At 61.1% G+C, this 11938-nt stretch carries 12 protein-coding genes; 5 read left to right on the top strand and 7 right to left on the bottom strand.

Translation table 11 applies throughout. The annotated features are described in order from the left end of the window. Nucleotides 1-16: 16 nt before the first annotated feature. The 5 genes from AVTE2539_RS15255 (at nt 17) to AVTE2539_RS15235 (ending at nt 5957) form a co-directional block, all read left to right on the top strand. On the top strand, nt 17-937 hold the full coding sequence (locus AVTE2539_RS15255) for an AAA family ATPase (protein ID WP_284411832.1): 921 nt from the start codon (nt 17-19) through the stop codon (nt 935-937). An 86-nt stretch (nt 938-1023) separates the two neighbouring features. Beyond that, nucleotides 1024-2064 (top strand): DUF58 domain-containing protein, encoded by a 1041-nt coding sequence (locus AVTE2539_RS15250; RefSeq protein ID WP_284411830.1) that lies wholly within the window; start codon nt 1024-1026, stop codon nt 2062-2064. A gap of 128 nt (nt 2065-2192) precedes the next feature. Beyond that, complete coding sequence (locus AVTE2539_RS15245) at nt 2193-4241, top strand: transglutaminase TgpA family protein (protein WP_284411828.1); 2049 nt, start codon at nt 2193-2195, stop codon at nt 4239-4241. A 7-nt stretch (nt 4242-4248) separates the two neighbouring features. Next, on the top strand, nt 4249-5331 hold the full coding sequence (mltB, locus tag AVTE2539_RS15240) for a lytic murein transglycosylase B (protein WP_284411826.1): 1083 nt from the start codon (nt 4249-4251) through the stop codon (nt 5329-5331). Between the two features lie 59 nt (nt 5332-5390). Then, nucleotides 5391-5957 (top strand): histidine phosphatase family protein, encoded by a 567-nt coding sequence (locus AVTE2539_RS15235; RefSeq protein ID WP_284411824.1) that lies wholly within the window; start codon nt 5391-5393, stop codon nt 5955-5957. Nucleotides 5958-6003: 46 nt separating this feature from the next. Here AVTE2539_RS15235 and AVTE2539_RS15230 read toward each other — a convergent pair whose 3' ends face one another. The 7 genes from AVTE2539_RS15230 to AVTE2539_RS15200 form a co-directional block, all read right to left on the bottom strand. After that, nucleotides 6004-6828, bottom strand: a complete 825-nt coding sequence (locus AVTE2539_RS15230) for a hypothetical protein (protein ID WP_284411822.1) — start codon at nt 6826-6828, stop codon at nt 6004-6006. Between the two features lie 872 nt (nt 6829-7700). Continuing rightward, complete coding sequence (locus tag AVTE2539_RS15225; protein ID WP_284411820.1) at nt 7701-8156, bottom strand: hypothetical protein; 456 nt, start codon at nt 8154-8156, stop codon at nt 7701-7703. Nucleotides 8157-8711: 555 nt separating this feature from the next. After that, nucleotides 8712-9188 carry an RHS repeat-associated core domain-containing protein gene (locus AVTE2539_RS15220; RefSeq protein WP_284411818.1) on the bottom strand — a complete coding sequence of 159 codons (477 nt, stop codon included), beginning with the start codon at nt 9186-9188 and terminating at the stop codon, nt 8712-8714. A 263-nt stretch (nt 9189-9451) separates the two neighbouring features. Then, entirely contained in the window at nt 9452-10204 is a 753-nt protein-coding gene (locus AVTE2539_RS15215) for a polymorphic toxin type 44 domain-containing protein (protein ID WP_284411816.1), read from the bottom strand. Nucleotides 10205-10323: 119 nt separating this feature from the next. Then, complete coding sequence (locus tag AVTE2539_RS15210) at nt 10324-10638, bottom strand: hypothetical protein (protein ID WP_284411814.1); 315 nt, start codon at nt 10636-10638, stop codon at nt 10324-10326. Between the two features lie 417 nt (nt 10639-11055). Then, complete coding sequence (locus tag AVTE2539_RS15205; RefSeq protein ID WP_284411812.1) at nt 11056-11478, bottom strand: hypothetical protein; 423 nt, start codon at nt 11476-11478, stop codon at nt 11056-11058. A 32-nt stretch (nt 11479-11510) separates the two neighbouring features. Next, the gene (locus AVTE2539_RS15200; protein WP_284411810.1) at nt 11511-11792 is read right to left on the bottom strand and encodes a hypothetical protein; all 282 of its coding nucleotides are present in this window, start codon (nt 11790-11792) and stop codon (nt 11511-11513) included. Between the last annotated feature and the right edge of the window lie 146 nt (nt 11793-11938).

Genomic DNA, 11938 nt, shown 5'->3' with positions numbered 1-11938 from the left:
CGGATAACGTCGCACCATGCAAGCACAGCACAAAATCAAGTCGCTTCTGGACCAGCTTAACACGGTGATCGTGGGCAAAAGCGCCCAGGTCCAGGACTGCGTGGCCTGCCTTCTGGCCGGCGGCCACCTGCTGATCGAGGACGTTCCCGGCGTCGGCAAGACCACGCTGGCCCACGCGCTGGCACGCACCTTCGGGCTGCAGTTCTCGCGCGTGCAGTTCACCGCCGACCTGATGCCGAGCGACCTCACCGGCGTCTCGGTGTACGAGCGCGGCAAGGAATCGTTCGTGTTCCACCCCGGCCCCGTGTTCGCGCAGGTGCTGCTGGCCGACGAGATCAACCGCGCCAGTCCCAAGACCCAGAGCGCCCTGCTCGAGGCCATGGAAGAAAAGCAGGTCTCGGTGGAGGGCGAAACCCGCGCCCTGCCCCACCCGTTCTTCGTGATCGCCACGCAGAACCCGCACGACCAGCTGGGCACCTTCGCGCTGCCCGAATCGCAGCTGGACCGTTTCCTGATGCGCATCTCCATCGGCTACCCCGACCGCGCGGCCGAACGCCTGCTGCTGGCCGGGGCCGACCGGCGCGACATGGTGGACAGCATGCTGCCCCTGCTCTCAGGCAACGAATTGGAGCAACTGCAGCAGCAGGTGCTGGCCGTGCACACGGCCGACCCGCTCTTGAACTACGTGCAGGACCTGATGGCCGCCACCCGCTCGGGCCGGTGGTTCCTGCAGGGGCTGTCGCCCCGCGCCGGCATCGCGCTGGTGCGCGCGGCCAAGGCGCAGGCGCTGATCTCGGGGCGCGACTACGTGGCCCCAGACGACGTGCAGGCCGTGCTGCCCCAGACCGTTGCCCACCGCCTGGTACCCGTGGGCGATGCCGGGCGCGGCGCCGTGGAGCAGGTGCGGGCCATGGTGGATGCCGTGCCGCTGCCCTGAGTCCCCCCCTCCGCCGCCGGCCCACCCATCGATCCCCCTTTCGCTGTTCCCCCGACCCACACCACACCACATCGCCCAGCCCCGCCATGCCGGCCGCCGCTCCGCCCCCGCTCACCCCGCCGCTGCCGCAGCCCGCCCCGCGCCCGGCCCCCTGGCCGCTGTCCGCCGTGCAGCGGCGCTGGCAGCGCTGGTGGCAGTCGCGCATCAAGCGCACCGACACCGTCACGCTCACCCAGCGCAATGTGTACATCCTGCCCACGGGCGCGGGCTGGATGCTGGCGCTCACGCTGCTGGTGCTGCTGGTGGCGTCCATCAACTTCCAGCTCAACCTGGGCTACCTGCTCACCTTCCTGCTGGCCGGCAGTGCGGTGGTGGGCATCCACATCTGCCACGGCACGCTGCGCGGCCTCACCCTGCACCTGGTGGCGCCGGAGCCGCAGTTCCTGGGCACCAGCACCGCGCTGGAGGTGCAGCTGAGCCACACGCGGCGCACCGCGCGCCACGGTATCGCGGTGGCAGTGCACGGCGCGGGCACGGACACCAAATGGGTCTGGACCGACGTGCCCGCCGAAGGCTCGGCCAGCGTGCAGGTGGCCTACCAGCCGCTGCGGCGCGGGCTGCACGACGCGCCCACGCTCACGGCCGAGACGCGTTTTCCGCTGGGCACCTTCCGCGTCTGGACCCTCTGGCGGCCCGCGGCGCAGGTGCTGGTGTATCCCCAACCCGAGGTGCCGCCCCCGCCGCTGCCCGCGGGCGAGCCGCGCTCGGGCGGCGCGGGCAACACGCCCACGCAGGGCATCGGCGAGTTCGACGGCGTGCGGGCCTACCGCCGGGGCGACCCGCTCAAGCTGGTGGTCTGGAAAAAGGCCGCCAAGTCGCTGGCCACCGGCACCGACGACCTGGTGAGCCGCGACGCCCAGCAGGCCCAGCGGCAGGAGCTGTGGCTGGACCCCGCCGTCACCGGCCTGAGCGACCCCGAAGCCCGCCTGTCGCGCCTGGCCGCCTGGGTGCTGCAGGCCGACCGGCTGGGCGTGGAATACGGGCTGCGCCTGCCCGGCGGCGAGATCGCCCAGGACAGCGGCGCCGCCCACCGCCGCCGCTGCCTGGAGGCGCTGGCCCTGTGCTGAGCACCCCCACCTTTCATGATCAAAATGCCATCCAGCGCAATCAACACTAGGGCATTATGCTACAAAAATAGTAGCAATGCATTGTCGGAGCCGGCCGCCCGCCTGCCGGTGGCGCGGAGCGTCCGCCCATGAGCCTGCGCCAGACGCTCGCCACCCTGCCGCGCGACACCCGCGACACCCTGTTCCTCATCGTCGTCATCGCCTGGGTGATCGCGCCGCAGGCCGCCAACCTGCCCGTGTGGACCACGGCGCTCGCCGCCCTGGTGCTGGCCTGGCGCGGCTGGCTGGCGCTGGAAGGCCGGCCCCTGCCGGGCCGCTGGGCCACCGGCGGGCTGCTGGTGGTGTCGGTGGCGCTCACGCTGGCGTCGCACCGCACGATCGTGGGGCGCGATGCGGGCGTCACGCTCGTCGTGATGCTGCTGGCGCTCAAGACGCTGGAGCTGCGCGCGCGGCGCGACGCCATGGTCATCTTCTTCCTGGGCTTCTTCACGATGCTCAGCAACTTCTTCTTCTCGCAGTCGCTGCTCACGGCCACCGCCATGCTGGTCGCGCTGCTGGGGCTGCTCACCGCGCTGGTCAACGCCCACATGCCCGTCGGCCGCCCGCCGCTGGCGCAATCCATGCGCACGGCCGGCAAGATGGCGCTGCTGGGCGCGCCCATCATGCTGGCGCTGTTCCTGCTGTTCCCGCGCATGGCGCCCCTTTGGGGCATGCCCAACGACAACCCCTCGGGGCGCAGCGGGCTGTCGGGCGAGATGGAGATCGGCAACGTCGCCTCGCTGGCGCTGGACGACAGCGTGGCGATGCGCGTGCAGTTCGACACGCCGGGCGGCGAGGCGCCGCCGCAGAGCCAGCTTTACTTTCGCGGCCCGGTGCTCACCGCCTTCAACGGCCGGCAGTGGTTCGCCCTCGGGCAGTCCGGCGCGCCGTCCTCGGCCTTTCGGCCGCCCGCGCCCGCGCGGCTGCAGACCGAGGGCGAGCCCCTGCGCTACGCCGTCACGCTGGAGCCGCTGCGGCGCCCCTGGCTGCTTACCCTGGACGTGGCCCGCGACCGGCCCGAGCTGCCCGAGGGCCTGTCGGCCTTCATGACGCAGGAGCTGCAATGGGTGGTCAACCGGCCGGTCAACGAGGTCATGCGCTACCGCGCCGAAAGCTATCCCCGCTTCACCCACGGCCCGGCGCAGCGCACCGGGCAGATGCGCTCCTACGTGGAGCTGCCCGACGGATTCGACCCACGCACCCGCGCCCTGGCGCAGGAGATGCTCGCCGACCCGCGCCTGGCCGCCGGCGGGCCGCCCGCCCTGATCGACGCCGCCCTCGCCCGGCTGCGCACCGGCGGCTACAACTACACGCTGGAGCCCGGCGTGTACGGCCAGCACACCGCCGACGCGTTCTGGTTCGACATCAAGGAAGGCTTTTGCGAACACATCGCCTCGGCGTTCGTCGTGCTGATGCGGGCGATGGACATCCCCGCGCGCATCGTCACCGGCTACCAGGGCGGCGAGCGCAACGGGGTCGATGGCTACTGGACCGTGCGCCAGAGCGATGCACACGCCTGGGCCGAGGTCTGGCTCGAAGGCCGCGGCTGGGTGCGCGTGGACCCGACCGGCGCCGTCTCGCCCGGCCGCATCGGCGCATTCCAGCGCCTGCAGGCCCCGCGCGGCATGTTCGGCAACGCCATGGACACCATGATCAGCCCCGGCATGGTGCAGCAGATGCGCACCGTGTGGGAGGCCGTCAACAACGGCTGGAACCAGTGGGTGCTCAACTACACCCAAGGCCGCCAGCTCGACATGCTGAAAGCCCTGGGCATCGAATCGCCCAGCTGGGAAGACCTGGCCCGGGCCCTGGGCGGGCTGGCCGCGCTGGCCGCGCTCGTGGGCGCCGGCTGGACGCTGTGGGAACGCAGCCAGCACGACCCCTGGCTGCGCCTGCTGGCCCATGCCCGCGACCGGCTCGCCCGCGCCGGCCTGCCCCTGCCCGCCACCCTGCCGCCGCGCGCCATGGCCGAGCGGGCCCGGGCGCGGTTCGGCGACGCCGCCAGCGCGCCCATCGCCGACTGGCTGCTGCGCCTGGAACACACCCGCTACGCCCCCGAACCGGCCACCGCCCTGGCCGACCTACGGCGCGACCTGCGCCGCCTGCCCTGGCCGGCGCGCCAGCCGCCGACCCCTTGACCGCCCCATGCCCTCCTTCGCCCTCCTTCGCCACGCCCTGCTGCTGATCGCCGCCGCCCTCCTGTCCCCGGGCGCCATCGCCCAAAAGCCCGTCAAGAAAAACCCGCCCCGGGCCCCGGCCGCGGCCCCGCAGCCGGCGATCTTCTACGACCAGCGCGCGGACGCCATGCAGTTCGCCGACGACATCGCCGCGCGCCGCGACCTGGACCGCGAATGGGTGCGCCAGGCCATCGGCCAGGCGCGCTTTTTGAGCCAGGTGCCGCGCCTCATGCTGCCGCCGCCGGCCGGCACGCCCAAGAACTGGCGCGTGTACCGCAGCCGCTTCGTCGAGCCCGTGCGCATCCGCGCGGGCGTGCGCTTCTGGCACGACAACGCCGACACCCTGGCCCGCGCCGAGCGCGAATACGGCGTACCGGCGGAAATGATCGTCGGCATCATCGGCGTGGAGACCATCTACGGCCAGCAGATGGGCAACTTCCGCGTCATCGACGCGCTCGCCACCCTGTCGTTCGACTTTCCCATGGCCCACCCGCGCGCGACCGAGCGCGTCGCGTTCTTCCGGGGCGAGCTGGAGCAGTTCCTGAGCCTCATGCAGCGCACCAACGCCGACCCGTTGGAGCCGCGCGGCAGCTACGCCGGCGCCATGGGCCTGGGCCAGTTCATGCCCTCCAGCTGGGCGCGCTATGCGGTGGACTTCGACGGCGACGGCCGCATCGACCTCTTCAACAGCCCCGCCGACGCCATCGGCTCGGTCGCCAACTACTTCAAGGGCCACGGCTGGACCACCGGCATGCCCACGCACTACGCGGTCGAGTTCGATCCCGCGCGGCTGCGCCTCGAAGACCTGCTGGCCCCCGACATCCTGCCCACCTTCACCGTGGCCCGCATGGCCGAACTGGGCGCCCTGGTGCAAGGCGACGGCGCCACCCACCGCGGCCCACTGGCCCTGGTGGAACTGCAGAACGGCGTTGGATCGCCCGTCTTCTACGCGGGCACCGAGAACTTCTATGCCGTCACGCGCTACAACTGGTCGAGCTACTACGCCATGGCCGTGATCGAGCTGGGGCGCGAGGTGAACGCGGCGCGGTAGCAAAACCCGGCGGAGGAAAAAAGCGAGCGCTCCCCGCTTCGGGGGCCACAATGGACCGCATGCAACGCCGTCAACTCCTGCGCCTGGGATCGGCCGCCAGCCTGGCTGGCGCCCTGTTCTCCACCGCCGCTTCCTCCTCCTACGCCGCCACCGAGCCCGGCACCGTGCTGCTGATGCGGCATGCGCAGACCGACCCCGGCACGGGCGATCCACCCGGCTTCGCCCTGGGCCAATGCAGCACGCAACGCAACCTCAGCGCCGAAGGGCGCGCGCAGGCCCAGCGCATCGGGGCACTGCTGAAGCAGCAAGGCCTGGCGCCCCAGCGGGTGCGCTCCAGCGCCTGGTGCCGCTGCCAGGACACCGCCATGCTGGCCTTCGGCCAGATGGAGCCTTGGGAGGCGTTGAATTCGTTCTTCGAAGGGGGCGACACGCAAGGCGCGCAGACCGCGGCGCTGCGAAAAGCGCTGGCGGCAGTGCCTGCGGGTCAGGTCGAGGTGTGGGTGACGCACCAGGTCAACATCACGGCGTTGACGGGGATCTACCCGGCGTCGGGCGAGGTGCTGGTGTTGCGGCGGGGGGATGGGGTGGATGGAGCGCCGATGGTGCTGCGGCGGGTGCGGGGGTAGTTGGGTTGGCGGTCGCGCTGGTTGCTCAGGTGATCGTCATGCCAAATCAAGGCTTCGCGGACATTGCGTAACCGCTCAGGCTGACCGTGACTCGGTGGCCGAGCACTCCGAGGACCTCGGCGCGATCCTCTTCAATGGATGCGTTTTCGGCCAAGACATTGAGCGCATGCGCCTTCACGAGCTTGTAGTCGGCCTCGGGGAGCACGGTGGCAAGCCATGCAAACCGGGATTCCAGTGCACAATCCACCGCTTTTTGGCGTGGCTGCCGCAGGCTCGCGACCTTCACCTCCGATGCGGCCGACCCGCCGTCTTGAAGCCAGCTGAGCAAAGGTGCACCGGCGTCTGCCACCTCCCAATCTGCGCGGATCAGCGAATCGTCCGGCGGCGGCTTCAAAACACTTCCGTCCAGTGCTTTGAGAAGTCCATACACCCGATCCATCGGCATGGATCTGGAAACGGCGGGCGCATCGTCCAACCGGTCGGTGCCGCCTTGGCACTGCCAACCCTCTGAATTGAAAACACTGACGCGCGCTTGATCGGCATCGAGGCGACTGACTGAAATCAACAGTGCGTGGTTTCCATTGGAACCGCACTGCCCCACTGGAATGCACAGATGCTCGCCTTCCGCCATCGGGCGAAGCACATCGAAAAGAGGGTCCTGATCTGCAGAAGCCGAGGATGCGCTCTCATCGCGCCCACCGACCATCGAAGCCTCATCCACATCGACAAGGTTGGTGTAATACGAGCCATTTCTTTCGAGTTCCACTTCAAAGAAAAATCGCCGCCCCTTGGCCATGGCCTCCATGGCGGAACGGGCCGCGAACGGGTCGTCGAGATCCTTCCCCAGTTGGTCAAGCACGGACATCAGCATGTCACCGATGACAACGATCTGCCACCCCGGTTGCCCCAGTTCTGGTGCCGGACGCCACTTGGGCCAAGTGAGGCAGCGTTTGGCCGTCAAAGGGTACGTCGATTTTTTTCAGCCGAGCCTGGACTGCCAACAGTTCGCTCATCGCACTGCCGAGAATCGGCGTCACCTCAAGGGGCCGCACCGAGGCTCCAGAATGCCGCAGGTGGGTCATGGAGGGCTTGCGGCACCGCTCGGCCAACGGACCTGCGGTTGACGAGGCCATAAAGCTCAACCCTGTGTCGAGATTTCCATCCACTCTACCCAGAGACACGTCCCCGTTCGGCCAATGCAGAATGGCCTGACGCGGGGGTATGGCACCAACCGCCCTGCCGAACGCCGGCTCCAACCTAGGTGCCAGCCCTTGCAATGCATGCTCGCCAGTGAGCGGCCTGGCTAACTCGGAAACAGCATCGGGTGCCACGCGAGTGTTCGAATCCAGCAAAACGCTGCGGATCGGCGAGCCAGAAGGTGAAATTCGGTTTGGCATATCAGGCTTGTGGAGCAGGGAGCGACGATCGCGCAACTCCAGTCCGCACGTTATGGCAAGCAGCGTGCACCATGGCGCGCCTTGCGAAGGCGTTGACGGAATAACGCAGAACTGCGCATGCCGCGGCATGGCCGGGACTTTTTTGCGCAACTCTCCCGTCAGAAGCAACCCCCTGAACCCGGACGCGCCCAGGCCACCGCGACGGTGATGAGATAGGCGTGCTCAGTTGAGTGGAACGATTGAGCAGCGCGACCCGCACATGCAAATCCACCAACTGACACGCGAAGCTGCCGTACTACCCCAGCACGGTGCTGCCGATTCCGTCCTCCGCATAGACGTGTGGCCATTATCCAAGGTCAGCAATTAAATGCCTTGCCGAATTCAATGCATTAACAAAATCCTCTAAGGGGAAAACAAAATTTGCATCACCAGGTGAAAACCTAGAAGGAATTTGTATTTCACAATTTTCAGGGCCTTTATCCTTATTAATTTGAGCAACAGGAACCCCCTGATATCTGATCTCAACAGACATGCCCTCATAATCGAGATCGCTGAATGAGAAGGCTTCAAAATCTGGCGAAATTTTTTCAGTCATTGCATACACCTTAATCAATAAATCCAGCAAATCTTCCATTCGAATCGAAGCGAATTTCCCTTCCGTCTGGTGTTCACGCACCAACCCACCTCGGCCCAGTGGATTAAATACTGCGCTGGGATGGGTAAGGATATCCTCAACTTGAAATTGTCCATCTGGCGTTGGCCGAGTCTGCGCTGGTCCTATTCTGGCGATGCGTCCGCACACGCATCCCGCTACTTTCCTCTGATTAATTTAGCAATAGCGCTACACAAAAGATAAGATAAGCCAATGAACAACACGCCCAAGAAAAAAACCATAAAGCCATAAAACAGAGAAGCCTCCTTATAGCCCTTCAATGTCGAAAAAATCAACAAAAACAAAACCTCCAAGCCTGTAAACATTTGAAATTCTCGCGGCTTTTCATTTATCCTCCCCAAGATCCACAATCTATGCATCCATTGCATCATTGAGGGGAAAATAACATTCCACAAAAGCTTTGAAAAAAGCCCACGAGTAGAATATTTTCAAAATTATCTATATTCATGGAATTATTTGCCTTTGACCAAATACTCCTCGCCAAAAGTTGGCAATGCCAACAGGCCAACTGACTGTGGCGGTACCAGTTACAGATTTTGAGATTGGATAAATTGGCCAAGAAAGGCCTTTATCAAATGTGAATCGAGGTCCTCACACCCCAGTTCTGATGTAATTCCAAGTACTGGGTCTACCTTGCATTACCCACCTGCCGGCAGCCAGATCAGGTACAACGCCTGCCTCTGCTCATGAAGTCACCGTAGTTGTAGTTGAACAAAACAATGGCGAAGCAGCAGATCCCGCCAGACCTATTGCCGAAGGACTAAATCCCGCTACCGATGCAGGCATGGTGACCGTCCGGGTCCAAGCTCCGGCTCTCACCGCATCGTCCAAGGTCGTTTCTCGCCTGACTCCAGCAAGAGTGGTCAAGTCTAGAAACTGCAAGCCATCCGGATCAAGCGACGAAATCGGATTTCCTGCCACATACCCAAATCGATCCCCCTCATCCAGTCCAATGGGATCAGCCTGGAAGTACCGCCCCGAGGGCGGGTCATAGGACCGGTTCAGGTTGTAGTTTAGTTGGGTCTCCTCATCGAACACCTGCCCCGGATACCGCAGGTCGACCTTGATGGCTTCCGCATAGGTTGAACTGCCCTGCCCGCTCTGCACATAGCCAGTCGCCCCGGTCGTCGGGCTCGCTTCCCCAAACCCCGTGATCACCATTGCTAGGCTACTTGGTCCTGCATGTTCGTCAGCCTTCTCGGCGTGCTCAGGTAGTTCGCATCGATGGCGTACAGCCTTCCGTTGAGATGATTTTGATTTTCTAAAGATTTATTTTTCAAAGCACGCATCAAAAACCGAGTATTCAGCCGATGCCAGTGACCAGTGGTGGATTTTCTTCACTCTAGTCCATTCATTTGGCTTAGAGACATTTCATCTGCAGACCACTCACAGCAGAACTGTGATCAAAAATTAAATAAAAATCTTCATTGATAAATTATTCTAGTACCATTCCATTCTTCTTTTTTCAGAAAAACATTGTCTCCAAAGCCAGGGGCATTTATTCTTAACACAGGCCCCTCCCATCCAATAGAAATATTATCAACACCTCTCAAAATATAAATTTTCTCTCCAGACTTATTGATTCGACCCGCGTGCTTCAAATAAACACCAACCGCAGAAGAGGCTGTCGCGCCACAATCTCTTTTTAATATCTGAGCAACAATTGCACCATCGGGCGAAATTTTTTCACCCATTTTTTCATCTCTACAATTTTCATCTGAAAAAATTTGAAAGCATCCGCTCAAAAGCACAATAAAAATGAAATAGACGATTTTTTCATCACTGCCCCATGCATCTGCAAAAATCAATCCCACCATCGATAAAGCCCTGATCATCGGGGTCATCACCGTACGGTGGAGTTCCGCCATAAATATCCCACCTATTTTTTGCAGGGTTACCCACTCTGCTCTAGAAGTGCCTGCCGCCTGCTGTGCCCGCCCAGCCTCTTGCAAAAGCACAGAGCGATAAAAACCAAAAGCTGCCCCAGTTGCACCGTAATTGAAATTACCGAAATCCTGATAGATTGCACCCTGCTGCTTATAATCCCATGGCCACTTATTTTTAACCATATCTCTAAACCACATCGGATTTACTCTATCCTTCGCCAAAGACATATTACGAATGATATCTATACTTGGTGGGGCGGGAGGAATCAGTCCGCAGCGCGTTTGAATCATCTGACTTTTCCGATAGCAATCACGAGGAAGAGGACCTACAATTCATCGAGATACATCTTTAATCCTAATGGATCGAAAAATTGCAACTCCGTCCCGCTCATTCACAACTATTTTCTGCATTAAATTGGCTCGCTGCATTCCGACATCACTTTGGCAACTGCCACTTGAATATTTCCAGCGGTAAGAATGAGTTGCTCATCACCAGAAAAAAGCCTTGGCTCCATCTCTGTTACTAGCGCAAATATTTTTGCCATTTGCCACACTCCATTTGATCTTTTAGGAGATTCGAATTTAATGAAAACACTAAATATGTCATCAAGCCCTCTTTTCTCTCTGTAGCAATTTAATCTAGCAGCAGGACCATTTGTCGGCTCATCAATTAACCAATGCAATTCCGCGACGACACAGCAACGGGTGTTTTCAAGATTTTTCATGGCAAGAGATTTTCAGTGAACGCATTAATATTCATCTGAGAATTGATCTGCTGAAATAACTGCCCATCAGTTGATCGGGCAGACCCAATCCTATCGAGTTTTGGCGCGCTCATCTCTGATTCGCAAGAGCATTTGGCATCTCCACACGCAATGTGAAAACTGATTATTTATCAAATACATAGAACGTTTTATCCCAAGCAGCAACATCAGTTGCAGACTCAGTAAACCACTTGTCCCCTATTGCTCTCGTGCCTAAGCTGAATCCTCAGATTTAGCCATGCCTTCTAACTTAGCCGGGAGACTACACTGATAAATATCAGTGGTTTATTTTTAGGCACAGGTGATCATCATCTTACTAGTGTTGCCGTCGCTTCCGCAGTTGCATTAATGCCGGGACTTTGACAATCTCTCATTAGGTCAACCAATTATGGGCCTTCTGCGAGAGCGAATTACAATAAACCAAAAAACCAAACTGGCAATCAAGCCGCCCGCCAACCCTATCACCCCAAATCCCACAGTATTACTTATCAATTCCAAAACGTATTTCGAATCAGCTTTCAAATAAGTGGGAATAAATACTACGACATAGTATGCCACACCGATGACAGCACCCAGTAATAAATAGTACTCCAATCCGACCAAGCCCCTATTTCGAAGAAAGAGGTAAGCTGGAATTCCCAAAATTACAGCAGATGCATAGCCGATTATGAGAAATATAATCACTCCCATTGCAGCATCGCTGTATCCAATAACGAACGCTTGCACTGCAAACATAAGCACCGCAGGTACAGCAGGAGCAATTAAAAAGCCAAACAACAACCGCAAAAGACCAGTTTCCACATCAAACCTCTCATTTATTACATCCGCATGCATTAATAGCATTTCGGGAAAGCCCTCGGCCCCGCCTTGGCGATGCGGCCGTCCACGCCGTAGTGCAGGTAGCTGTCTCCTTTCCTGGTGATCGATCCGGTGGCGTCGTAGTTGTAGCTGACGTTGGTCGTCTGCGCGCTGCCGGCCGCGGGCGTGAAGGTCTGCGTGTAGCCGCCCAGGCGGTTGCTGGTGCTGGCGAGTTGATAGTCGCGCTCTCTGCAGCGTGGCGGTGCCCCCTGCGGTGCTGCTGCTGTAGTAGCTTTGGCTGCGGTTGCCGTTGGCATCCCACGCGTAGCCGCTGGCGTTGTCCCTGCTGGGTTAGTTAGTTCACTTCCGTGCGCCCATCTCGTCAGCGCTTTCACCGCTCTGCATTTGCTGCACTGCTGGGTTTTTGGAGAGGCCCTCAATAGAACCCAAAGTTCGATCATCT

This window comes from Acidovorax sp. SUPP2539 (assembly GCF_030158975.1).
GTDB lineage: Bacteria > Pseudomonadota > Gammaproteobacteria > Burkholderiales > Burkholderiaceae_C > Paracidovorax.
Note: the sequence above shows the minus strand (reverse complement) of the source record. Positions and strands in the feature narration are given on the sequence as shown.

What these genes read in the sequence shown, in the direction of transcription:
- AVTE2539_RS15255 (WP_284411832.1), top strand. Translation starts at nt 17, where the DNA reads ATGCAAGCACAGCACAAAATCAAGTCGCTTCTGGACCAGCTTAACACG.
- AVTE2539_RS15250 (WP_284411830.1), top strand. Translation starts at nt 1,024, where the DNA reads ATGCCGGCCGCCGCTCCGCCCCCGCTCACCCCGCCGCTGCCGCAGCCC.
- AVTE2539_RS15245 (WP_284411828.1), top strand. Translation starts at nt 2,193, where the DNA reads ATGAGCCTGCGCCAGACGCTCGCCACCCTGCCGCGCGACACCCGCGAC.
- mltB (WP_284411826.1), top strand. Translation starts at nt 4,249, where the DNA reads ATGCCCTCCTTCGCCCTCCTTCGCCACGCCCTGCTGCTGATCGCCGCC.
- AVTE2539_RS15235 (WP_284411824.1), top strand. Translation starts at nt 5,391, where the DNA reads ATGCAACGCCGTCAACTCCTGCGCCTGGGATCGGCCGCCAGCCTGGCT.
- AVTE2539_RS15230 (WP_284411822.1), bottom strand. Translation starts at nt 6,828, where the DNA reads ATGCTGATGTCCGTGCTTGACCAACTGGGGAAGGATCTCGACGACCCG.
- AVTE2539_RS15220 (WP_284411818.1), bottom strand. Translation starts at nt 9,188, where the DNA reads ATGGTGATCACGGGGTTTGGGGAAGCGAGCCCGACGACCGGGGCGACT.
- AVTE2539_RS15215 (WP_284411816.1), bottom strand. Translation starts at nt 10,204, where the DNA reads ATGATTCAAACGCGCTGCGGACTGATTCCTCCCGCCCCACCAAGTATA.
- AVTE2539_RS15210 (WP_284411814.1), bottom strand. Translation starts at nt 10,638, where the DNA reads ATGAAAAATCTTGAAAACACCCGTTGCTGTGTCGTCGCGGAATTGCAT.
- AVTE2539_RS15200 (WP_284411810.1), bottom strand. Translation starts at nt 11,792, where the DNA reads ATGCCAACGGCAACCGCAGCCAAAGCTACTACAGCAGCAGCACCGCAG.